17 protein-coding genes and 1 pseudogene are annotated in these 23,721 nt (G+C 46.1%); 9 read left to right on the top strand and 9 right to left on the bottom strand.

Annotated features, from left to right (window positions below; translation table 11 throughout):
* Positions 1–171 precede the first annotated feature (171 nt).
* The 6 genes from PJF56_RS03565 to PJF56_RS03540 all read left to right on the top strand — a co-directional run bounded on the left by PJF56_RS03565 (position 172) and on the right by PJF56_RS03540 (position 9,141).
* A complete protein-coding gene (locus PJF56_RS03565; protein WP_283761271.1) occupies positions 172–3,768 on the top strand; it encodes an EAL domain-containing protein in 3,597 nt (1,198 codons plus the stop codon).
* 84 nt (positions 3,769–3,852) lie between these two features.
* A complete protein-coding gene (locus tag PJF56_RS03560) occupies positions 3,853–5,106 on the top strand; it encodes a hypothetical protein (protein ID WP_283761270.1) in 1,254 nt (417 codons plus the stop codon).
* A 4-nt stretch (positions 5,107–5,110) separates the two neighbouring features.
* On the top strand, positions 5,111–5,599 hold the full coding sequence (locus PJF56_RS03555) for a hypothetical protein (RefSeq protein WP_283761269.1): 489 nt from the start codon (positions 5,111–5,113) through the stop codon (positions 5,597–5,599).
* Between the two features lie 42 nt (positions 5,600–5,641).
* Complete coding sequence (locus PJF56_RS03550) at positions 5,642–7,888, top strand: monovalent cation:proton antiporter family protein (protein ID WP_283761268.1); 2,247 nt, start codon at positions 5,642–5,644, stop codon at positions 7,886–7,888.
* 119 nt (positions 7,889–8,007) lie between these two features.
* Complete coding sequence (locus tag PJF56_RS03545; RefSeq protein ID WP_283761267.1) at positions 8,008–8,613, top strand: alpha/beta hydrolase; 606 nt, start codon at positions 8,008–8,010, stop codon at positions 8,611–8,613.
* A 27-nt stretch (positions 8,614–8,640) separates the two neighbouring features.
* Positions 8,641–9,141, top strand: a complete 501-nt coding sequence (locus PJF56_RS03540; protein ID WP_283761266.1) for a DUF4168 domain-containing protein — start codon at positions 8,641–8,643, stop codon at positions 9,139–9,141.
* Positions 9,142–9,143: 2 nt separating this feature from the next.
* Here the strand turns inward: PJF56_RS03540 and PJF56_RS03535 are convergent, their stop codons facing one another.
* The 3 genes from PJF56_RS03535 to PJF56_RS03525 all read right to left on the bottom strand — a co-directional run bounded on the left by PJF56_RS03535 (position 9,144) and on the right by PJF56_RS03525 (position 11,712).
* Positions 9,144–9,797 (bottom strand): Uma2 family endonuclease, encoded by a 654-nt coding sequence (locus tag PJF56_RS03535; RefSeq protein ID WP_283761265.1) that lies wholly within the window; start codon positions 9,795–9,797, stop codon positions 9,144–9,146.
* Positions 9,798–9,857: 60 nt separating this feature from the next.
* A complete protein-coding gene (locus tag PJF56_RS03530; RefSeq protein WP_283761264.1) occupies positions 9,858–10,517 on the bottom strand; it encodes a Uma2 family endonuclease in 660 nt (219 codons plus the stop codon).
* Positions 10,518–10,623: 106 nt separating this feature from the next.
* Positions 10,624–11,712, bottom strand: a complete 1,089-nt coding sequence (locus tag PJF56_RS03525) for an NAD(P)/FAD-dependent oxidoreductase (RefSeq protein ID WP_283761263.1) — start codon at positions 11,710–11,712, stop codon at positions 10,624–10,626.
* A gap of 106 nt (positions 11,713–11,818) precedes the next feature.
* Between PJF56_RS03525 and PJF56_RS03520 the strand changes: the two genes are divergently transcribed.
* Positions 11,819–13,162: an LCP family protein gene (locus PJF56_RS03520; protein WP_283761262.1), complete on the top strand. Its 1,344-nt coding sequence runs from the start codon at positions 11,819–11,821 to the stop codon at positions 13,160–13,162.
* Between the two features lie 35 nt (positions 13,163–13,197).
* Here the strand turns inward: PJF56_RS03520 and PJF56_RS03515 are convergent, their stop codons facing one another.
* The gene (locus PJF56_RS03515) at positions 13,198–14,751 is read right to left on the bottom strand and encodes a SagB/ThcOx family dehydrogenase (RefSeq protein ID WP_283761261.1); all 1,554 of its coding nucleotides are present in this window, start codon (positions 14,749–14,751) and stop codon (positions 13,198–13,200) included.
* Between the two features lie 197 nt (positions 14,752–14,948).
* On the opposite strand from PJF56_RS03515, the gene PJF56_RS03510 reads away from it, so the two are divergent.
* Positions 14,949–15,509, top strand: coding sequence for a pentapeptide repeat-containing protein (locus PJF56_RS03510; RefSeq protein WP_283761260.1), 561 nt, complete (start codon positions 14,949–14,951; stop codon positions 15,507–15,509).
* Between the two features lie 109 nt (positions 15,510–15,618).
* A complete protein-coding gene (locus PJF56_RS03505) occupies positions 15,619–17,019 on the top strand; it encodes an NACHT domain-containing protein (protein ID WP_283761259.1) in 1,401 nt (466 codons plus the stop codon).
* A gap of 11 nt (positions 17,020–17,030) precedes the next feature.
* On the opposite strand, the gene PJF56_RS03500 is transcribed toward PJF56_RS03505, so the two are convergent.
* The 5 genes and pseudogenes from PJF56_RS03500 to PJF56_RS03480 all read right to left on the bottom strand — a co-directional run.
* A complete protein-coding gene (locus tag PJF56_RS03500; protein ID WP_283761258.1) occupies positions 17,031–17,810 on the bottom strand; it encodes a photosystem II electron transport protein, Sll1252 family in 780 nt (259 codons plus the stop codon).
* Between the two features lie 132 nt (positions 17,811–17,942).
* Positions 17,943–19,103, bottom strand: coding sequence for a DUF4336 domain-containing protein (locus PJF56_RS03495; protein ID WP_283761257.1), 1,161 nt, complete (start codon positions 19,101–19,103; stop codon positions 17,943–17,945).
* A gap of 177 nt (positions 19,104–19,280) precedes the next feature.
* Positions 19,281–21,419: a VgrG-related protein gene (locus PJF56_RS03490; protein WP_430540870.1), complete on the bottom strand. Its 2,139-nt coding sequence runs from the start codon at positions 21,417–21,419 to the stop codon at positions 19,281–19,283.
* Positions 21,420–21,454: 35 nt separating this feature from the next.
* On the bottom strand, positions 21,455–22,309 hold the full coding sequence (locus PJF56_RS03485; RefSeq protein ID WP_283761255.1) for a CIS tube protein: 855 nt from the start codon (positions 22,307–22,309) through the stop codon (positions 21,455–21,457).
* A gap of 41 nt (positions 22,310–22,350) precedes the next feature.
* Positions 22,351–23,721, bottom strand: a pseudogene (locus PJF56_RS03480) (hypothetical protein); the annotation flags it as partial.

Below are 23,721 nucleotides of genomic sequence, written 5' to 3'. Positions count from 1 at the left end.
TGGGGTTTTAAGTTATAGTCAAGATCGATCAAAAACAATCTTATTTCGATCCATCTCCCAAAAATTTAAGTGTTACCTAGAGATCGTCAATCTATGACTTGGGGAGGTCATCTTTTGGAATTGAAGAAAAGCTCTGCTCAGGGATACATGAAGAACAAGGATCGTGGGGGAATGCAACCAATCCATCTAGAAATCCAAGACGCTCAATTCCGTTTGATGATGGAAACCACAACGGATGGGGTTTGGATCTGGGATATAGAACCGGACAAGGTGATATGGAATGACCAACTCTATGAGCTTCTGGGTCTTAACCCCCAGGAAATAGAAGCAAATTTTGAGAGTGTTCTCTGCTTGATTCATCCAGAGGATCGACACAAGCATCAAGAAATGATGCATTTGGTCTTAGAAACAGGAAACAGTTATGAATTAGAGTTTCGGCTGCGTCGTCATGATGGACACTATATTTGGGTACTCGATCGGGGAATGGTATTTAAAAATAATGAGAATCATGCCTATCGGATGATGGGAACTGTTACCGAAATTAGCGATCGCAAATACAAGGAACTGTGGCTAGATGGACAAAAACAGGTGCTAGAGGCGATCGCCAAAAATGCTCCCCTCTCAGAAACCCTGAGTTTACTCATTCATGCTTTAGAAAGTCAAGCCCCAGAACTGCTCGGCTCAATCCTGCTCACCGATCCCCACAGCAACTGTTTAAGGTTGGGTGCAGCGCCCCAATTGCACCCCGATTATAACCGGGTAATGGATGGTTTAGAGATCTGCGAAGCCTGCGGATCTTGTGGTACAGCCGCCTATCGCAAGGAACCGGTAATCGTAGAAAATATTGCCACCGATCCCCTCTGGAGCCAATATAAAGATTTAGCCTTAGCCTATGGCTTGCAAGCAGCCTGGTCAATTCCGATCCTCTCTTTACAAAATCAGGTGTTGGGCACATTGTGCTTTTATGCTCGATTTCCAAGCGTCCCCACAGAGCAACATCAAAAACTGATGGAGTCTGCGACTCGGTTGGCTGGAATTGCCATTGAACGATGTCAAGGTGAAGCCATCTTAAGGGAAAGCGAGCAACGATTTCGGCGCTTATTTGAAGAAGTGCCTTTAATTCCGGTACAGGGATTTGATAAAGATCTGAATGTGTTTTTCTGGAATAAAGCGAGTGAGAATTTATACGGATACAAGGCGGAAGAGGCGATCGGCAAAAACCTAGAAGAGTTGATCCTTTCTCCCGAAACAGCCCAAAGTCTACGCCAAGACTATCACAATTGGATTGCCCAAGGAATTTCTATCCCTCCAGAAGAATTAATTATCAAAAATAAGCATCAAAACTCGATCGCTATTTTTTGCAGCAATGTTCTCCTTTACAATGGGAAAGGAAAACCCGAAATATACTGTATTGATTTAGATTTAACAGAACGTTACCAGCAAGCCGAAAAACTCTCTGAATTTAGTACCCGGCTTACCTATCTCCACCGCTTGAGTACCGGCAATTATCATGATTTTGAAGAACTGTTTTCCGCCTACTTACAAGCAGGATGCCAATTGTTTGGACTGACTACGGGATTTATTGCTAATGTCAATCAACAGATTATTTGCTTAGAATTTGTAGAAAGTGATTTTCCCCAATTAAAACCAGGAACTTGTTTTAACTTATCAGACCCCTACTGTTCAGAAATTATTTATCATCAACAAACTCTGAGTTGTGGCTGTATTGCCGAACATCCCCAACTGCGAGAATGTCCTCCCTATAAGAATTTAAATCTGGAATCCTACTTAGGCACTCCAATTATTGTAGAAGATAAAATTTATGGTGTTCTCAGTTTCTTGTCTTCAGAAGTGCGGGAACAACCGTTTACCGAAGCCGATCGTGAGATGATTGAGTTAATGGCTAAGGATATTTCTCGCTTTATTACAGCCCATCACCAAGAACTCAAACGTCAAGAGGCAGAATGTGCCCTACGGGAAAGTGAGTTAAAATATCGAAGCATATTTGAAAATATTAGTCAAGGAATTTTTCAGAGTACCCCAGATGGCCGTTATTTAAGTGCAAATCGGTTTTTAGCCCATTTATATGGATATGATAGTCCAGAAGCCTTAATTGAGGGTTTGACCAATATCGATCGGCAACTTTATGTTGACCCTAATCGCCGTCAACAACTCAAAAAACTAACCCAACAACAGGGCATTGTTTATGATTTTGAGTCTCAAATTTATCGTCGAGATGGGGAAATCATTTGGATTTCAGAAACGCAAAGAGCAGTTGCTGATGAAGAAGGAAATGTAGTGTATTATGAGGGAACTGTAGAAGACATTACCGCTCGTCGTCAGGCCGAGGAACAACTGCACTATGATGCTTACCATGATAAATTAACTGGTTTAAGAAATCGGGCTTGGTTTATTGACCATCTGGAGCAGGTCATTCATGCTTATCAAGTTCAGCAAACTGGACTCTATGGGATTCTCTTTATTGATTTAGACCGGTTTAAGATTATTAATGATAGTTTGGGGCATTTAGTGGGAGATGATTTATTAAAACAGGTGGCTCAGAGATTACAAGGTTGTCTGAGTGGGATGACTTTAGACCCCTGTTTTAGTATCGATCCCGACAGTCCGAAAGATCGATTGGCAAGGTTTGGAGGCGATGAATTTGCGGTTTTATTGACTTCCCTAACCAATCCACAACAGGCGATCGCCACCGCAGAAGAGTTAGTCTCCTTAATGCGTACTCCCTTCCGGATGGGAGATTATGAGTTTTCCTTGGGTGCAAGTATTGGCATTACGTTTGGTCATCAAGATTATCAGTCCCCCGAAGAACTCTTGCGCGATGCAGATTTGGCTATGTATCAGGCGAAAGCCCAAGGGGGAGGCAGGTTTGTCTGCTTTGAAAAACTCATGCATCCCCGTGCTTTAGCTCGGTTGCAGCTAGAACACGATCTCACTCGTGCCCTAGAATTAGAAGAGTTATCCCTATGCTATCAACCGGTCGTGTGTTTAAGGACGGGGGGATTAAAAGGATTTGAGGTCTTGTTGAGATGGCAACATTCTAAGAAAGGATGGATTTCACCGGGGGAATTTATTCCCGTTGCAGAGGAAATTGGCTTAATTAGTACCTTGGGCTGGTGGGTATTAGAGCAAAGTTGCAGCCAATTGCAGCAATGGCGAGCGGAGATCCCCCAAGGTTTGAATATTGTGTTGAATGTGAACTTGTCGTTATTGCAACTGAAACAGGTTAATTTGGTGGGGCAAATTGAAAAATTATTGCGATCGCACCAAATTCCCGGTCATTGCTTAAACTTAGAGATTACTGAAACCAGCTTTCTGGAAAGCTCCCAACTTGATGCGTCTATCTTACATCAGCTCAAAGCATTAGGGGTGCAACTGTCGATTGACGATTTTGGCACAGGGTACTCCTCCCTCAGTCGCTTGCACCAACTGCCTCTAGACCAGATTAAAATTGACCGGGAATTTGTCGATGGGATTGAAACCGATGGGAGTAAAGAGGCGATCGCCCAAACTATCATCACCCTCGCCCATAACCTGGGGGCGCAACTCGTCTGTGAAGGCATCGAAACCCCAGCTCAATGCTCCAAACTGCAACAGCTCGGCTGTGAATACGGACAAGGTTATCTCTTTTCCCGACCCCTGATCCCCCCATCAGCCACCGCCTTACTCCAACATCCCCATTTTCAACAAGCCATCAATTGGTCATCTTACGGTTGCTCTGTGCGCTACGCACTAGGGAATAGGGAATAAACGGGAATAGGTTAGAGTATATTAAAAACAACTCCATGACCTATTACCTATTACCTATTACCCATTACCTATTACCCATTACCCATGAGCCATTCTGCTCAACTCACCCTTGATTCCTGCTTACTTGACTTAAATCTCCAAGATTTTCAAGTCAGTCCGACAACCTTAACCCAAGTTGTCTTAACTCAATTCGATCAACGGCCAGACCTAGCAGGGGTAATTATCGCCACACCCGGTCGCCTGTTAGGAATGATTTCCCGGCGTTTATTTTATGAACACTTGAGTGAAAGCTACGGTACACAAAAAGTCTTAAAAACTCCGATTCAATACTTCTTAAATAATATGAAAACCAAAGGAAAATGTTTACAACTTTCCTATACTGAAAAAATTGGTACAGCCGTCAATATCGTCTTATCCCGCGATCCTAACGTGATTTATGAACCGATAGTCGTGGTTTTTCAAGAACCGAGTGTTCCCGGAATTTCGGCTTATTTTTTATTGGAATTTCAAACTCTAATTCTCGCTCAATCTCAAATTCTATCTGACTTAAATCGGGAAATTGAAAACAAACAAATTGAAGCCCAAAGAAATACCATTAAACTAGAACGAGAACATCAAAAAGTTGAAGCTTACTCTCGACTGCTTGAAGATCAACTGGCCGTCATCCATGAACGCAATCAACTGTTGGAAGTACAGCAACAGGAATTGGTTCGCAAGAATGAAGAAGTGGCAGATTTGAATCATCGATTTATTCAAATTGGCAAAATTTTATCCCAATCCGGTAAACGGGCTTTTCGTGCTACGTCTTCTGGAGTCGGTGTTATTTGTAATCAAATGGATAAAATTGTGAAAACAGGGGACTTATTAGAAGAAGAACTGCAAACAATTGATGATACTTCAAAACTGATTGAAAGAGTGAGTCAACAGGTGCGCCATCTAGCGGTTCAATTGGCCATAATTGCCAATCAAATGAGTTCAGAAATGAGAGGATTTAGTAGTGTCAGCTCAGAAATTAGTCAACTGGTGACCCAAACCTTTGAAGCGGGGCAACAAATGAAACGGGTTGCTAATCGCTTTCGCCAAAGAATTCAGGAATTTACTGAATTTGCCCAAACCGGAAGTCAAGTAGCAACTTCTCTGGTGGACAAAGTGGAAAAAGCAGAAAAAGCCCTCAAAGATTTAGAGTTATTAGTCCAGTTTCAAGCCAATAAAAAAAGATCTATTCCTAGCCCTGTCCCTCTTAAATCTCTCCCTTCAGAAGAGAGGGAGGAGCCGATGGATTCTGAAGAGAAAAATCAAAAAAATGGATCGGATGTCCCTAAAAATGATAAACTGTAGAGCAGTGTCCTACAGTTTATTACACATGCTCAAAACAGGAATTGAAATAGTTTTAGGGTTATCCTTCTTTTTCTCTATGGGAATGACGGCGGTGAGTCAAACGCCTCCCGCAAGTACCTATCAGGAAGGTTTTTGGCAACCGATCGCCCGTGTTGATAATCCCCAATTTCCGATGACGGTTGAGTTGGTGAACAAGACCGGTCTGACCCTAGATTACGGTTTGACCACAGACTCGCCCATGCAAGCGCCAGAGTCCTTAGATCCAGGAGAAACAGAGCGTTTAGTTCTGAGCGATCCAGAGCCTAATATTTCCATTGGTTATTTTCCCTTAGATGAGCGCAATGCAGAGATTAGCTTTGAATACAACATTACCATACATTCGGGTTCATCGATTACGTTTGAAGTTCTTCGCACGGACAAACCCGATCGCGTCGGTGATGGTGTGGGTCGGGTGATTGATATTCAAAGTACGGGCGGTATCTTTATTTACTAATCACAAAATATTCGTCCACCCATCCATCTCAAATATAAAAAAATGGCAGCCGATCATCACTTTATTCTAGATTTAACGATTGTTTTGAGCGCTTCTGCCCTGGGAGGTTATGCGGCCACTCGGTTGCGACAACCGGTACTTTTAGGATATCTGGTTAGTGGGTTTGTGGTGGGGCCTTTTGGGTTGCAATTGCTGGCAGAAACGGAACAAATTAAGCCTTTAGCGGAGATTGGAGTTGCTTTTTTGTTGTTTGCTTTGGGGGTTGAGTTTTCCCTGGCAGAATTAAAGCGGGTGAAACAAATTGCCATTCAAGGCAGTTTATTACAAATTGGCTTAACCATCAGTTTAGTGGCGATCGCCTCTTTCCTCCTCGGTTGGGTGAGTGGTTGGACTCAGGGGATTTTCCTGGGGTCAATTTTATCGCTCTCATCGACGGCTGTGGTACTGAAAACTCTCACGGAGCGGGGAGAGGTCAATACCCTTCATGGACAGGTGATGCTGGCGATTTTAATTGCCCAGGATTTAGCCCTAGGGTTAATGTTAGCCATTTTACCCGCTCTCGATGCCCCGGAAAACCTCTGGCCCACATTAGGAGCCGCCTTACTGAAAGTTACCATCTTTTTAGCGTTGGCGATCGCCCTCGGACGATGGGTTGTTCCTCCCCTGATCAAAACCATCGCCCGTACCGAAAGCAGCGAACTCTTCCTCCTAACTACCATTGCCCTCTGTTTAGGCGTTGCCCTAGTAACCGCCCATTTGGGATTATCCATTGAAATGGGAGCCTTTGTCGCCGGTTTAATGATTGCCGAAATTGACTACGCCGATCAAGCCTTGGCCAAAGTTCTCCCCCTGCGCGATACCTTCGCCAGCCTCTTTTTTGCCTCCATCGGCATGTTAATCGATCCGCAAATTTTGCTCGATAACTTTGGCATCATTTTAGGCTTAGTCATGATGGTGATGTTCGGCAAAGCCCTAATTATTTTCCCCATCGTCCTCAAATTCGGCTATTCCTTCAAAACCGCCGCGATCGCCGCCTTGGGCTTAAATCAAATTGGTGAATTCTCCTTTGTCCTCGCCCTAGAAGGACTCGATCTGGGACTGTTAACCAACGAAAAATACCTACTCATTTTAGGCACAACTGCCATTACCCTCATTATCACCCCGATTAGTATTCGCTTGGCTCCCCAGTTAGCCGAATCAATTGAAAAAATTCCTGGACTCAATCAACTGCTAAGTCAACAAGAAGTTAAATCTATTTCCTTACCGGAAACCTTAAAAAATCATGTCATCGTTGCCGGATATGGGCGCGTGGGGCAAGCCATTATTAGAATCTTGCACAATCAAGGCTATCCCCTCCTGGTGATCGAAAATAGTGAAGCCGCCATTCAACGGTTAAGACATCAAAATATTCCCTATATTTTCGGCGATGCGGACTCCGAATTGGTCTTAGAAAAAGCCCATTTAGAAACTGCTAAAGCAATGGCCATCGCCCTGCCCGATCCCGCTAGTACCCGACTGCTCCTCAAACGGGCCCTCGAATTTGCCCCGGAATTGGATGTGGTTGCTCGCTCCCATAATAATAGTGAAATTGATGTCCTTACCCAATTAGGGGCCCAAGAAGTCGTACAACCGGAATTTGAAGCTGCCCTAGAAATGGGGGCCCATTTACTCTCCACTTTGGGCGAATCTCAATGGGCGATTCAATCGGTGATTCAAGCGATCCACCGGGATCATTATCAAAGTGTGCGCCCGGAAAACTTGGTGGGACTAGAACAGAAATGGATTAATGATGCCACTGAATCTCTGCACCATGAATGGGTGAAACTTTCGGAAACTTCATCCTTAGATTGGATGACCCTAAGCGGAACCGATATCCGTCATTTAACCGGAGTCACGGTGATGGCGATTCAGCAAGGAGACGATCTGATCTATTATCCCAAAAATAGAATGACCTTGCGATCGGGCGATCGATTATTAGTGGTGGGTAAACCCGAAGAAATCGTTGCTTTTCGCGATTTAGTGGAGGGCCGTAGCGCCCTATTAGAGGGGATCAGCCATTGGTTAACCCTTTCTGATACTTCTGATTTGATTCAACTGACTCCCCGTGGGATTTGGGAAAAATATCAGGTGGTTATTCAAGCTGTCCGTCGCCATGGGAAACTGTATAATCCGGTGGATGCAGCCATGCAATTAGAAGCTGATGATTGTTTATTATTGCGAGGAGAGAGCGATCGCATTCAAGATGTGATTGCAGAAGATATCATAGTGAACCCAAACGAGTTAAACTAATTCGCCGTAAGTCCCCCACTGATTACTGAAATTGTATATAATACTAATCAAAACTTTTTTCAAGGTAGAGCAAAATATCCAAGATTCAAATCAAAACCATTACTGATTACCGATTACTTATGTCTCTTGATTATCTGCAATTTGTCTCCTCTAGCCAACCTCCCCAGGGGTTAGTGATTTTCCTCCATGGTTGGGGGGCAAATGCACCCGATTTATACCCGTTAGCTGAAGCCTTGAATTTACCGGACTATCAGTTTATCTTTCCTAATGCACCTTTTCCCCATCCCCAAGTTCCGGGAGGGTTAATGTGGTACGATTTAAACTTTCCGAACCCTCAACAACTGCAAGCGTCCTATCAGCAGCTTAAAGAATGTTTAGAAGGTTTATCAAAAGAAACGGGAGTTCCCCTAAAAAGAATGGTTTTAGCCGGATTTTCCCAAGGGGGAGGAATGACCCTGAATGTGGGGTTTTCTTTACCGTTGGCGGGGTTGATTTGCATGAGTGGTTATTTACATGCAGAAGTGGAATTTGCTTATCAACCTCGAGTGTTTATTTTTCATGGTCGTTTCGATCCGGTGGTTCCCCTGGAGAAGGGAAAAAATGCCTGTGAGGAGTTACAAAACCGAGGAATTGCGGTAACCTATGAGGAGTTTGATATGGCTCATCAAATTATTCCAGAAGAGTTGGAGCGGGTGCGCCAAGTGTTGGTTGATTTGTTGGCATAGTTGATGAAGATTAAGGGGAAGTTACAGATGGTGAATGTAAGACAAAGAATTTGCAGTTGGGGGGCGATCGCCACTTTAGCGATCGCCGCTACCGCTTGTGGTTCTTCTCCAGAGCAGAGCAGCTCCTCTCCTGCTCCCGTTGATCCCGTGACCCTGACTCCGGAAGAAGTGCAAAATTATGCCAAAGTAATCCTCGAAATTGAACCCATGCGCCAAGTCGCCCTCGGCCAGGTGCAAACCTTAGTTGATAGTGGTGTAGCGCCGATTGTTATCTGTAACGATCCCCAGAGTCTTTCCGGTTTATCTTCAGATGTGATGGAAGTCGTGGTTAACTTCTGTACTCAAGCCAAGGAGATTAATGCGGCATATGGTTTTACCCCCACGCGCTTTAATGAGATTACCCGTAATTTAGGGACAGATGCAGAACTGAAAGCACAAATTGATGGAGCGCTGTTAGCGCAAGTTAACAACCCAGGGACGACAGCACCGGCAACCCCAGCACCAGAAAACCCAGATTTGGGACTGTAAGGTTAAGCTTGGAACTGTTCCATTAACCAAGCGGTGGTTGCAGACTGATTTTCTTGACGCGATCGCGCTAAGGCTTGCTCTAGGATTTCTAGGCGCAATCCTGGTAACACTTGTGACTCGCGGATGCGTCGAGAACTGCGATCGGGGGCGATCGCAAAGGCAATTATTTCCTGCTCTTGTACATTCACAATCCAATATTCCTCAATCCCTAACTCCTCATATTGCAATCGTTTCGCGCCCAAATCGTCCCCTAGAGACGTATCCGAGATTTCGATCGCCAAACTCGGTAAGGGATAACTCTCTAAATCAATCACCCGAGTTCCCCAAGGAATAACATCCGCATTTTCACCAATATAATAGGACGCATCCGGTTGAAATTCAGATACTCCAGTTCGGCGATAGGAACAATTATCATGGCCATTAATCGGGATACCTTGCAGGGTGGCAAATAAGCCAACGCTGAGAATAAGAGTAGTATGGTCTTTAGAATGATCGGAGCCAGTAGACATGGGTTCAAATCGCATCCTTCCCTGATAGTAATAGCCTTTGAGCCGATCTGATTCTGGAGCGTCAGCCTGTTGTATAAAGGCTTCCCAGGGAGCAGATAGCCAAGTATTTAAGGGGATTTCTGTAGTTAATTGCAATAGAGTCGTCATATCAATTAAAAATTTTCATGTCGGCAACAGCCGAAAAAATTAAACATGGGTAAATCGCCTTCAGAACTGTTCCATTAACCAAGCGGTGGTTGCAGACTGATTTTCTTGACGCGATCGCGCTAAGGCTTGCTCTAGGATTTCTAGGCGCAATCCTGGTAACACTTGTGACTCACGGATGCGTCGAGAACTGCGATCGGGGGCGATCGCAAAGGCAATTATTTCCTGCTCTTGTACATTCACAATCCAATATTCCTCAATCCCTAACTCCTCATATTGCAATCGTTTCGCGCCCAAATCGTCCCCTAGAGACCTATCCGAGATTTCGATCGCCAAACTCGGTAAGGGATAACTCTCTAAATCAATCACCCGAGTTCCCCAAGGAATAACATCCGCATTTTCACCAATATAATAGGACGCATCCGGTTGAAATTCCGTCACTCCAGCTCGGCGATAAGAACAATTATCTTTTGCTGTCATCGGTATGCGCTGATTAGCCGCAAAAAAGGAAAGGGCAAACAGAATTAAAGCATGGTCATTAGAATGATCGGAGCCAGTAGACATGGGTTCAAATCGCATCCTTCCCTGATAGTAATAGCCTTTGAGCCGATCTGATTCTGGAGCGTCAGCCTGTTGGACAAAGGCTTCCCAGGGAGCAGATAGCCAAGTATTTAAGGGGATTTCTGTAGTTAATTGCAATAGAGTTGCCACGTCAGTAGCCATAGCCAGTTGACTGCTTTATACAGTATAGCGCCATATCCGGTTGGTAAGATTAAGTTCCGCTAATTTGCTAAGATTAGTGCATAACCTTTAAAGATAATCGAGGTTCTCAATTGTAATTGAAAATTCCCATATTCTTCCTGAGAATCTGGGCAGTTGCTGGAGCCAATAATACCCCATTACGATAATGACCAGTAGCAAGCCATACCTGCTCGTAACCCGGAAGTTGACGAATAATGGGAGCGGGTTGGTTGTGGGGACGGGGACGTAAACCTGACCATTGCTCGGTAATCTTTAAATGTTGGAGACTCGGACAAAAGCCGATCGCCGCTTCAATCACGTCATCAAGCAACTGCTCATCTGCCATCACCTCACCTTCTTCATCGGGAAATTCCACCGTAGCGCCCACCCAATAGCGTCCTGCTCCTAACGGGACTAAATGCACATCACCAGAGGTAATCACCGGTTGAAACTCCGGATCGCCTAAAATTTGCCCTTCATAGGCGATCGCCTGGCCCAAAACTGGGCGAATATCGAGGGGAGGATGCAAATATTGGGCTAGAAATGGACTGCCCAAACCCGCAGCAATAATCACGCGATCCGCTTGCCATTGGTGGGATGGAGTTTGTACCCGATAACCCCCATCATCCGCCACCAGATTAACCACTTCCTCGCCCAACTCAAACCGCACCCCTCGCATTTGCGCCGCTTTAATCAAACATTCGGTTAAAATTTTGGGGTGAACCTGGCGATCTTGGGGAGAATACACGGCTCCCAAACAGCGATCGACTCTCAAATGGGGGCATCGATCTTGCAGGGTTTCCCGACTCCAAAGTTGTAGATCCCATCCTTGACTCTGGCGCGTTTGGGCTAATTTCTGTTTTTGCTGCCACTTTTTTTCATCACTGCACAGCATCAAAATCCCTTGGCGGTTATAGGGAATCTGTTGCTGACAGAGGGTTTCGAGTTCCGGGATTAAGGTATCATAGCGGCAAATACTGGTTTGTCGCATCTGCCAGGCTCTACCCTTGGTTTTCTGGCTAATGCATCCCATCAGAACTCCCAAGGCGGCGCTGGTACAGCCTTGTATGCCAGGGGTGCGATCGATCGCGGTAATTTGCACGCCCTGTATCGAGGAGAGTTCATAGGCGATCGTTGCCCCAATGACACCACAGCCAATAATCAGAATTTGCGTCATATAGCAGTTTTCTCGCTAAGAGTATCTGTTAATCGATCAATATACGATGCATGTGGAGCGATGTGTCACAATAGCCTTTGATCGTTGAGTGTATGGGTTCACGGACTTGTCTGGACTGATTGACTATTCTTCTCACAAAGATTCATGGGATCGTGGCTCTAGGATAATCCAAGCCAATCAGGTGTTATTCTGGTGCTATGTAATTATTATCACTGCCTTGATTTCCGCCACATTGGGGGCGATCGCCGCTTTGTTAGTCCCTAAACAACTGATTACCATGGTGCAAGAGGAACCGCAAGAGCAAGCGCCTTTGGTGAATTTGGGTTATCCTTTTCAATATCGTCTCAGGCGATCGATGAATCTTTTAATCATGGGAGTCGATGGAGGCTCCAATCCTGGTTTTAGTGGTCGCAGTGATACCCTATTGCTCTTGCGTATTGACCCCAAAACCAAAACCATTAACCTGCTCTCCATTCCCAGGGATACCCAAGTGCAAGTCCCCAAACTGGGAACGCGCAAAATTAATGAAGTCAACTTTTTAGGTGGCCCAGATGTCACTATTAATGCCATTGAAAGGCTACTGAAAGGGCTTGAGATCGATCGCTACATTCGCATTCAAAGAGGAGCATTAACCGAATTAGTCGATCGCCTCGGAGGACTAGAGGTTTATGTCCCCAAACCCATGTCCTACATCGATTATACCCAAGGCTTAACCATTGAACTCCTTCCCGGATGGCAAACCCTCAACGGTCAACAAGCGGAGGATTTTGTCCGCTTTCGGGGGGATGCACTCGGTGATATTGGTCGGGTACAGCGTCAACAATTACTCCTCAAGGCTATCGAGCAACGGCTCAAAAATCCCGTGGTCATTCCCCGACTTCCGCAAGTGCTGAGAACCATGGAACCCTATATCGATACCAATTTGAGCGCAGAAGAGAGAATTGCTCTGATGCAGTTTACCCTGCACATGGACAAAGAGGCCCTGAAAATGGTCATGCTCCCCGGTTCTTCCCAATTCTCCCCCTTCGAGAATACCAGTTATTGGATTATGGACGATGATGGCCGCGATCGCATCCTCCGAGAATATTTTCAGCAATTTTGGATGGGAAACGTTTGGGATACCCCCGATTATAGCGTTTCCACCGGTCGAGACCCCACAACCCTCAGAATTGCCATTCAAAACGCCACCACCGAACCCGAATTAGCCAATAAAGTCGCTAATTATTTAGAATCCAAAGGTTATTATGATCTCTATTTTATCCCCGATTGGCCCCATCCCTTAAGAACGACTCAAGTCGTTGTTCAAAAAGGAGATTTAAAAGGAGGTAAAATTCTCTTAGAAGAGTTGGGGATCGGCACATTAGAAGTCACATCTACCGGAGACTTAAGCTCCGATTTAACCTTAAGAATTGGAGAAGATTGGTTATCCCAATTTCCCCCCAATCCTTAGAAGAGTCGTGCCGTGACACAGCTAAAATGAGATCGTTAACCCAATCGGCGCGGACGACCTAGGGTGGTGATATAGATGACGGCTTCATCTACGGGAATTCCCAGCACTTCATTCACCCGATCGTCAAAAAATCCACCAATACCACTGACTCCTAAGCCGAGATGAATGGCAGCCAGGTTAAGCCGTTGTCCGAGATGACCGGCATCCATATGCAGGTAACGATAAACGCGATCGCCATATTTCGCTACGGCTTTCCCTAGGTCGGCGGTATGAAAAATAATCGCAGCCGCATCTCGACCTAAGTCTTGTCCTAAGCACAGATAATGCAGCTCTCGGCGAAAGTTTTTAAATCGGATTTGCCGTAGCTCTTGCGCTCTGGGGGCATAATAATAACAGCCTTCTTCTAATCCACTTACCCCAGAAACGGCGATAAAGGTTTCTAGTAAACTGAGGTCGAAATAGTCAGGGGTGGGATCGAGAAATTGCTCTTGATAGTGTTGGGGTTGATAGGTAAAGTCCAAGAGTGCTTGTAATTCGGCTAAGGAGAGGTCAGCGCCGGTATAGGAACGGGTGGAGCGACGCTGGAGGATGGTATTTTCTAGGGAAGGGGCTTCATCCGTGGTACGACGAGGAGGGGTACTCCCTAAGTCTCCCAGGTTTAGGGGTCGGCTTTTGGTGCAGACTTTTAAGCAAAAGGGGAAATTGTATTTATCATCTAATTCTGGGGGAGCGGGATCGGGTTTGGGGGGGGGATTTTTAGGGATGCGGGTGCTTTGATGGAGGTATTCTAGAAGTTTGCCTTCTGGAAGGGGAGGATAGTCGGTTTGGGTCTCGGAGGGTAGAGCGCTCGGAGGTGAGGGTGGGGGAATGTCGGGTTTGGTGTAGGGGACTAGGGGGAGGATGGCGAGGGTTCCTTCGGTTTCGGGATCGAGATAGAGTAGTTCGTTGATGCGATCGTCGGTGAATCCGCCAAGGAGATAGGGGCGGTATCCGTACATGGCTCCGGCGAGTTCTAAGTTGCCTAAAAGATGACCGCTATCGAGGCATATGCGCCGGTAGGCCCGGTCTTGATAGCGCCAGGAGGAGCGGTAAAAGATGGCGGTGAGGGCGATCGCCATAGAGGTTTGGTTTAAGGCAGGATGGTTAAAACAGGCCGCTTGTAGGCTCTCCCAAACGGGATTATCCCAATAGTGCAGCAGGCTGTGGGTTTTGCACTGATAGTTATAGAGACCGGGTTTGAGCAGGGATGAGCCTTGGGAGATTAGATATACTTCGGCTGGATATAATCCGCCCGCAGAAGGGGAGGAACGCAGGTAGAAGGATTCACCCATGAGGGTGGGAACCCTAGCGGTAATGCCGTAGCTACAGAGGAGAAAGCGGGATAGGTTTTGCCAGTCTCGCTCTGAGGTATCGGGACTCAGATAGGGTTTGAGGTCAATGGCGGTTCCCAGTTTATACTCTTTGAAGGGAATGGGTTGATTGTCCCAGTTGAGTCCCTGATTTTTTTGACCAATGGTTTCCGGGTCGTATTTGGTGCGTTGATGATAGTGTTGGGCGATGGAGTCGTAAGAGGAGTTAGATGGAGACATGGGCGGTTGTGGGTGAGGTTATCTTAAAATAGAAGTGGTTTACGTTACAAATCTAAAAAAAAAGTTATGAAACCTTAAGATTTCCACGGAAGCAAGGTAAGTTATTTTAGTAATTTAATAAGCATTTTTACTTATGATTTTAGGGTTGCCTGGAATCGAGCAGTAAATCATGTACTGTTTCCAAGATAACAAGCAAGATGGAGAAAATCAGCTCAGAGGCTTTACTCAAACAATATGCACAGGGAAGACGAGATTTTCAACGGATTGAGGGACAGCAATTGAACTTATTTGATGCTGACTTAAGAAAAATTGATTTGCAAGAGAGTAACTTAAGTCAAGCTTACCTGCCCTATAGCAATTTAAGTCAAGGTAATTTAGCCCGTGTGGATTTAGAAGGGAGTCTATTGAGCGATACTCAACTCCATGGAGCTAATTTATCTCATGCTCGATTGCGATCGGCTAATTTCTCCAGGGCTAACCTCCGTTATGCTGACTTAAGATGTACAGATTTATCCTATGCTAACCTGCAAAATGCGGATTTGTCCTATGCCAATCTACAGGAGGCGAATCTTTATGCTGTGAATCTTCAAGGGGCAAAACTGAAATCAGCTCAATTCCACCAGTCTCGTCTGGAACGATGTAATTTATTTCGATCGGAAGCCGCAGATCTGACGGATGCTACGATCGATCGGACGACGATACTACCGGACGGTCATCGACTCCTAGGGGAAGATCGAGACTTTGAGCCAGATTCTTGACGGAAGTTGAAAGGATGACCATGATCGAAGTATCCCAGCAGGCAATACATCCCAGACCTGGTAGGATAACGAAAACCTATCGCTGTCCTTGCGACATCTTAGTACGATCATGACTTTTGGCGATCGCCAGCAGACTCGGATTCGACAGAAGCTCCTTCTCAAGGTACGCCATGATGTTCAGGCGAATTTGAGTCAGTCTTTACATCATCAGGTACTCACTTCCTTAAGCACTGAACCGAACCCGTTAGGCGCGAGACGGCCGGGGGATATTCAGGTGAAACTCAGTGGTGCGCCTACCACCCAATTAGACCCAAATACGAGTCCGTTTAATCTGTTCGATCAAACGGGGGGCGTTTGGGTGGTACTCGGTCATATCGGTAGTGGCAAAACCACCACCCTCTTAGAATTGGCAGATGAGGCGATCGCTAGGGCCCAAACCTATAGCCATCAACCCATTCCCCTGCTCTTTGATTTGTCCCAATGGCAGAAATACAGCTTAAACACCTGGCTCATTGGGCAATGTGGTCTCAACTATCAATTACCCCGTAAACTGGCTCAAAAATGGTTGTCTCAAGGACAAATTCTCATTCTCTTAGATAATTTGGATACCCTATCTTTTGATCGTCAAAATCAAACCCTACAAGCGATCAAAGAACTCCAAAGCAATACTCAACAGTCCTTCAACTTGATTTTGGCATCAAGAATTGATTCCTATAAGCGCTCTCCAACTCGGCTCAAGCTTCAGGGGGCAGTTTGGTTAAAGCCCTTAAATTTCACCCAGATCAAAGAGTATTTATTCCAGGCGAGAAGTCGGGAACTATGGCATAACTTGCGCGAAGATACAGCTTTAATGGGGTTGGCAAAAACTCCTTTGTTTCTGAATTTAATGACCCTAGCTGATGAAGAAATTTTAATCCATGCTTGGGCTAGAATTTCGGATTCAGAGCAACAATATCGCTATCTTTTTAATGCCTATCTTCGTCGTCTATTAGCCCAAGAAAGTCCCGATTCTCAAGGACAATGGTATCGACCTCAGCAACAACCGAAACCAGAAGAGACGAAACATTGGTTAATTGCTTTGGCGAAATGGATGCAAAAGGAAAATCGCACCAGTTTTGCGATTTCGGATGTGAATACGGGTTATTTTCAAACCCTGGAACAAAACCGGGATTACCAAGTGGGAGTGGGTAGCGCGACGGCGTTGTTATTTGGGATCGTCTGCGGGGGGATTGCGGCTTTAGTGGAAGGATTAGGGTTAGGGTTGATGATGGGGTTAATGCTCGGTGCGGTTTTGGCAGGGATTGGGATTTTAAGTTTTAGTTTCCGGTTATTGCCAAAATTTATGTTGCGCTATCGCCTCTATCGCGAGAATCTGATGCCTTGGGATTATCAGCGCTTTCTGAATTATGCTAGTAGTAAGGGGTTGATCCAGAAAATCGGCGATCGCTATCAATTTCCCCATCAACTGATTCAGGAACACTTCGCCCAAATCGAAGAATTTAAGTGGTAATAATCCCAAGGCTAAACCCATCGAACCATCTGCACCCGATAGCGCTCTTTTTTGGTGATCGCTACATCGCTTACCTCTAACCGTCCTTTTCCGCGAATGGCGATTAAATCTCCTGGTTTTACTGTATAACTGGCTTGGGTAATCTCTTTCCAGTTCACGCGCACATCCTTGGTTTCAATCATTTGCACCATTTTACTACGGGAGACGCGAAACCCGGCCGAGGCGATCGCATCCAGACGCATTGATGCTTCTACTGTCGTCATTTCTTGGCGTTTTGGTTCTCTTACCTTCAACTCCCCGATATCAATGGGTTGGGTTTTCACTGGAACCGAGCGCACCTGATTTAAATTCATCTCTAGAAATTCTACTAATTCCGGAACCACAATTACTTGCGCTCCCCGCTCCCCTAAAACAATTACATCCCCTGTTTTTTCCCGCACAATTCCCGTACCCAACATCGCCCCTAAAAAGTCTCGATGGGTTGCCGTATCAAATAGAAAATTACCCGCAATTTCCAATAGGGCAATTTCCACATTTTCCGGCTGTAAAGGCAGTTCTTCCCGCGCAATGCCTAACCGTTTTCGTTCCGCTTGTGGATATCCCCCCCAAGATACTAAATTAACTTCTGTCAACCCCTTAAACACTGTTTCACATTCGGCTAAAACCGCAGGCGATAAAAAGTCTGTCGTTACTACTTCCCAAGTTTTAATCGCTCGTTCTGCCCGATCCAAAATTTGGGCCATTTCTTCTCGATGTTCAACGCCTTTGAGCAAATCCGCTTTAGGTAGCATAAGTGGAATTTAAGTTGATATTTCAAATATTTAAGATTAACATAATACTGAGTGGTTAGCATATTGACCTCCCCTTGTGGTTAGGGCTTTATCAGGCGATCGCCCCAGGATACGGCAATTCGTTACAAAACTTTATATTTTGGGTTGCGCTGGGGGAACAATGCGGCGTTGCGATAAGTTGCGATCGATATTTTGCAGGAGTTTCAGGTCTTCTGGAGGTAAGGAATAGGGGGTGAGGGGATGCTGTTTGAGAAAGCAAAAGGCTTGTCGGAAGTCATAACCGGTGGCGCGGATGGGGGCGCTAAAGTGGCAGGGAATGAGGCGCTGAAAGTCCCAACGGGCAACTTTTTCAGACCAGTTGAGGACTTCTTGGGGAGCGCGGTTGAGGATCAGGGTTTGCAGGATGGGGGCGACCCAGAGCCGGTCTTGTAGGGGTTGAAATGCCCGTTGCCAGTGGGGTTTCCAGTGGAAGGGGAAGAGTCCGAAGTAGGCTTTTTTGGAGCGGTCTGAGGCGCTGATGGCTTGTTTAAGGACGGTTGACCATTGGGGGGTTTCGAGGACGCTGGGTTGGAAGTAGAGGGCAAAGAGGCAGATGCGTTGCCATCCTTTGCGGCGGTTTTCTGGGGTGTCTTGAATGGGGTCTGAGGCTGTGTCTCTGGCGTGGAAGAGGAGGGGATAGGGGTCAAATTGGGCGATCGCCGGTGGATTTTCAGGTATAGAGATAATGGTATCGGTGACGCAGACTGTACCCGTGGCCCGATGGAGTAGGGCCACTTCTTCAAATTGTCCCGTGCCGAGATCGATGGGGCCGAGCGTATGATAGTCAAATTCGGCACTAAATGGGGTTTGCCTACTGTGGGCGGGCAAAATTTCTGTGCGGCTTGGCGGCAACCCTAGCCAGGTCACGGGTAAGTTAAGGGGAAAACTCCATTGGTGAGGAGCAATAAACACTTGGGCTTGGGGGAAACGACGGGCGAAGGGGCCGACAAAGATTTTATGTTCGAGTCCGGAGACGGTGGGGAGAATAATATATTTAACGTCTCCATGGAGGGCGACTAATTCATTGACGAGTCGCACGCATTCGCGGGTTGGCGCAACAGGTGCATAGACGAGTAACCCCCCAGAGGAGAGTTTAATGATGGTCATGCGAATGGGAACGGCAACGTAGAGGATGCCTTGAAGTTGGTCAAATGTCCAGATGGTGTCTTTGACGACTTCTTGGCGTAGGGTGCGCCGTTGACCGTAGGGATAGAGGGGGAGGAGGGGCCATAAGGGCCAAGATAGGTCACTCAAGGGATGGGGGGATGTTTGGGATGGAACCGGAGCATTGTGCCCTCATCCCCCAACCCCTTCTCCCACGGGAGAACAAGTCCCTCTCCCGTGGGAGAGGGATATAGGGAGAGGGCATTTCCAGTTTGGATCTCATTGGAGAACACGGGTTATATTGTCTCATAGTTGGGCACTCTGGGTTTAGGGGGTTGGACTTGGACTTGGGCTTGGGGTGGCTTGCTGAAGTGCTTGTTGTTGCTGAAGCAGTTGTTGTTGGGTTTGGGTGAGTTGGGTGGCTTGGTTTTGGGCTTGTTGCAGGTTTTGGGCGAGTTGCGCTCTGGCCATATCTTGGCGTTGGTCGAGGGTTTGTTGCTGTTGGATGTAGTTTTGGAAGCTTTGCTGCTGTTGGTTAACTTGGTGTTGTAAGTTGGCGATCGCCTCTCCTACATTAACCTGATTTGCCCCCAATCCGATCGTCAGTTGTCCGGTTGTCAGGGTGTGACTGCTCAGATGTCCAGATACCCCGACTTGCCCAACTCCGGGGTTGATTTGCACGCCTCTAGAGCTATTGAGGTTCAGGGTTCCGGTGGATTGCAGGGTCATCTTGTGCCGGGTATCATCGAGGATGTAGCGATGGCCGCCTCTAGTTTGGATTTCGATGCGCTGGTTGCGGTCATCAAAGCGAATTTTGTTTTGGCCGCTGGTGGTAATTTCTAGGGCGCGATCGCTATCATTAAGTTCTATCTCATGACCGCCACTACTGCGGAGATAAATGCCGTCACGACTGGCATATTGGTCTTCCTCCACAAACTGCAACGTATGGCCGCTGGGGGTTTTGAACGTTCTTAGGCGCACTTTTCCGCGATCGGAAATCGTCCGCTTCACCGGTTCCGGCGGCTTATCCTGTCCATTCCATAACCCACCCAGAATATAAGGCCGATGCACATCCCCATGTTCAAACGCCACCAACACCTCATCATTAATTTCCGGCAAACAATCAAACCCGCGATGTTTACCTCCACCCACACTCACCACCCTTGCCCACTGACTCGCATGGGAGCTGCCATCGGGTTCCGGATTCAGTGTCGGAAACTTAACTCGCACTCGTCCCAATCCCTCCGGGTCTCGATTATGGGTCACAATACCCACCATCAGCGTCTGTCCCGGCCGCAGGCGACTTTGGGGCGATAAAATATCAAAAATAGACCCCCCTCGCAATCCCCGGACACTAAACTCCGTCGTATAAACCCCTTGATAATAGAGATGGCGCGTTTCCGTCACATAATACCGGCCACTGTAGCGCCCCATTCCCGTTAGCTCAATCACCTTACCCACCTGAATCAGAGGAGTTCCGTTTGCATGGGCATCCGCATAGATAAACTCCCCTCCTAACTCATCATAAATCGCTTGAGCCATGCGATCGGCCTCCTCCGGACTCGACACCGGCTTATCCACCACAATCAACCGGGGAGACGGTAAATTAGAGCCAAAATTATCCTCAATAAAATGGATACTGCTGTCATTATTATCACTCGTGTCGATGATGCCCTCACCCTTACCTTCGACATTAGTGATTAAATTGTGGCGATCGACCTTAGCCACAATCGGCCGTTTATACCGATAATCCCAACTCCGCACCTCAACCGCATCCACCTTCTCCGAACTCGTCACCCGCACCCGGAAACTCTCCACCTCCTTCAACCAAGCCAATTGCAATACCTCACTCTCCGTCGGTTTGCGGAAATGCAACTTCCCATTCTGCACAAACAACTCAAACCCAATTCGCGCCGCCCTCTCCCGCAAAAACTCCATATTCGTCTGATTTTCCTGGAAAACATAAGCGTGCGTCTTCCCACTATCATCAATATTTCCCCCCTCTATCCCCATCTCCCGCACAATCTTCCGTACAATATCACTATCCGTATAATCCTGAAACGAACGATTAAAACGTCCTCGATGCAAACGATGGGACAAATCATACCCTCGAATCACAATCGGCGCTTGAGTCGAACTCGTAAAATGAGTTTCCATCCCCGTAATCTCCCCATCAATCAACCAATCCTGATTCGCCTGTTCATTTTCCTCCGACGTACTGCCAATAAACCCAATCTTCACCCTCTTACCAACTTGAATTAAACCATCATGTTGCCAAGTTTCCGTCTCATCATCCAACGGACTATAAGGATTATTAACCACCAGCGTAAACATCCCCGGTAAATGCAAACTCTCCTCCACCGAAATTTGCAAAATATCCCGCATAAAGCGACTCATCTCCTCCTCAGTAGCTCCCTCAATCTCAACCATCGGAGTCGAAACAAACAGCGTCTCATCACCCATAATCTCAATTCCTCAAAACAACCTAATCTGCATCCCTATCAACTAGCCCCTTGAACAAAACTCTGACGTTCGCTAAACTTACGACTCGCCACCCCAAGATCGACCTCTTTCAAATTCAAAGTTACCACCGCTCGTACTGGAATCCCATTGGGACGAAACATATTCAAACTATAGTCCAAAGACTCCACCATACAACGCATATAAATCTTATCTCCCCAGATAAAATAAAACACAGGTGGTCGTCTTAACTCAATCGCCTGTTTAGAAAGATTTTCCGATCCATATTCCTCCAAACCATAAACATCAACCCCACTAACAGACTTCGTAAACGAAGACACCATAGAATCCCCCAGAGAAACCGCCAACGTCCGTTCCTGATAAGAATATTTTTTCCCATTTACATTAACCGTTTGTTCATCAAACGGATCTTTAAACGAACTAAAATCCACCGCATCTAAAAGCGGTTGAATTTCCCTTAAAACATTCGTACCCGACTCATAAGTATCAAAAATTAAATTCGACAACGTAAGCTTATAAGGTTCCACAAATCCAAAATTCACTTTAGGCAAACCCCGTTCCGTCCTTGCCCCTTGCATATCCTCAATTTTCACACTCCGATTAAACCGCAATTCCTCCGGATTAAACATAAAGCGAATAATATCGGCTGCCTCCCCATCCCTCGGAATCAACGCCGCCTTAACTAAGCGTATATCCCCTTGTAGAAACTGCTGCTGATAGAGTTTAAGTGCCGCTTTTTGCTTCTCGGCCTCAACTATATCATAAGTATCTTCTCGTTCTTTATCAACCTCAATAGCTTGCTCCATCATCAGCAAATCTGCACCCGTCAGTACCGCACCCTTAGTCGCAGACTTTAAAGCATCCGAAAGTCCCATTTTCTCGCTCCTTAATCCTTAATCCTTCCCATTTAACCAAATCACCAAGGCAAACGACCAGAGTAAAAAGACCCATATCGCTCCTGCTCAATCGCCAATCGTTCACAAATTAACCCATAAACCTCCCTAGCCAACAATTCCACCACATCCGTTTTATCCTCTTCTGTTTCTTCCTCCTCCTCCTCTTCTGTAACCTTTTCTGAATATTCATAAAGTTCTGTTTCATTCTTACTAATCGGCTTCACCCCACTAGCCTTACGTCGAGAAATCTTTTCCTTCAACTCAGTGCGACTCTTCAAAGACTCCTGAATTAAACGCTCCAAATTTCGAGGTTGATTGGTCAAATCACTACTCGAAACTTGCCCCTTAGCACCCATAGAGATCCCCGCAGGCAAAAACCCAGACTGTTTAACATTCAGGGATTTTGTCCTTCTGCCCAACAGCCCCCCACCCCTCATCAAACCCTGTCCACCATCATCCCAGCGACCTTGCAATAGGCGATCGGATGCAGACAATCGATTCAACACATTACCTTTAGCATTCAACCTAGCATCAGAACCTCTTAAACTTTGCCCCTCCGCACCAGACTCAAATCCCCCTTCTTCTACCACTCTTTGCACCGATTCAGAAGGCATTCCTGATTCACTCACATTCTCAGTTTCAGAAACATCGGCAGAAACTTTTTCTTCTACTCCTCTTTGCACCAGTTCAGACGAAGCTTCCAATCTACTAACATTCTCAGTTTCAGTGATATCGTCAGCAATGCTCTCTTCTATCACTCTTTGTACAGTTTCAGAAGGCGTTTCTGATTCACTAACATTCTCGGTTTCAGTGATATCGTCAGCAATGCTCTCTTCTACTTCTCTTTGCAAGGATTCAGAAGGTGTTACCGATTCACTAATTTTATTTGCTTCTGGAATATTGTCAGCAACGCTCTCTTCTACTTCTCTTTGCAGGGTTTCAGAAGCTGCTGGAGATTCAGTAATACTATCTGCTTCTGAAATCTCACCAGAAGCGCTTTCTTCTACTGCTCGTTGTACAGTTTCAGAAGGCGTTTCTGATTCACTCATGTTGTTGGTTGCTGGGATATCGACAGAAGTCGGTGCTTCTACTACTCTTTGCAAGGATTCAGAAGATGTTATCGATTCACTAATTTTATTTGCTTCTGGAATATTGTCAGCAATGCTCTCTTCTACTTCTCTTTGCAGGGTTTCAGAAACTGCTGGAGATTCAGTAATACTATCTGCTTCTGAAATCTCGCCAGAAGCACTTTCTTCTACTGCTCGTTGTACAGTTTCAGAAGGCGTTTCTGATTCACTAACATTCTCGGTTTCAGTGATATCGTCAGAAGTCGGTGCTTCTACTACTCTTTGCAAGGATTCAGAAGGTGTTACCGATTCACTAATTTTATT

Origin of the sequence: Roseofilum halophilum BLCC-M91, assembly GCF_030068445.1 — a bacterium.
Lineage (GTDB): Bacteria > Cyanobacteriota > Cyanobacteriia > Cyanobacteriales > Desertifilaceae > Roseofilum > Roseofilum halophilum.
The sequence above is the reverse complement of the archived record's forward strand: the minus strand, read 5'-3'. Positions and strand labels throughout refer to the sequence as shown.

Coding starts and splice junctions, on each gene's coding strand:
- PJF56_RS03560 (WP_283761270.1), top strand. CDS start 3,853: ATGAGCCATTCTGCTCAACTCACCCTTGATTCCTGCTTACTTGACTTA.
- PJF56_RS03565 (WP_283761271.1), top strand. CDS start 172: ATGCAACCAATCCATCTAGAAATCCAAGACGCTCAATTCCGTTTGATG.
- PJF56_RS03505 (WP_283761259.1), top strand. CDS start 15,619: ATGACTTTTGGCGATCGCCAGCAGACTCGGATTCGACAGAAGCTCCTT.
- PJF56_RS03550 (WP_283761268.1), top strand. CDS start 5,642: ATGGCAGCCGATCATCACTTTATTCTAGATTTAACGATTGTTTTGAGC.
- PJF56_RS03510 (WP_283761260.1), top strand. CDS start 14,949: ATGGAGAAAATCAGCTCAGAGGCTTTACTCAAACAATATGCACAGGGA.
- PJF56_RS03540 (WP_283761266.1), top strand. CDS start 8,641: ATGGTGAATGTAAGACAAAGAATTTGCAGTTGGGGGGCGATCGCCACT.
- PJF56_RS03500 (WP_283761258.1), bottom strand. CDS start 17,810: ATGCTACCTAAAGCGGATTTGCTCAAAGGCGTTGAACATCGAGAAGAA.
- PJF56_RS03515 (WP_283761261.1), bottom strand. CDS start 14,751: ATGTCTCCATCTAACTCCTCTTACGACTCCATCGCCCAACACTATCAT.
- PJF56_RS03535 (WP_283761265.1), bottom strand. CDS start 9,797: ATGACGACTCTATTGCAATTAACTACAGAAATCCCCTTAAATACTTGG.
- PJF56_RS03525 (WP_283761263.1), bottom strand. CDS start 11,712: ATGACGCAAATTCTGATTATTGGCTGTGGTGTCATTGGGGCAACGATC.
- PJF56_RS03485 (WP_283761255.1), bottom strand. CDS start 22,309: ATGGGACTTTCGGATGCTTTAAAGTCTGCGACTAAGGGTGCGGTACTG.
- PJF56_RS03545 (WP_283761267.1), top strand. CDS start 8,008: ATGTCTCTTGATTATCTGCAATTTGTCTCCTCTAGCCAACCTCCCCAG.
- PJF56_RS03530 (WP_283761264.1), bottom strand. CDS start 10,517: ATGGCTACTGACGTGGCAACTCTATTGCAATTAACTACAGAAATCCCC.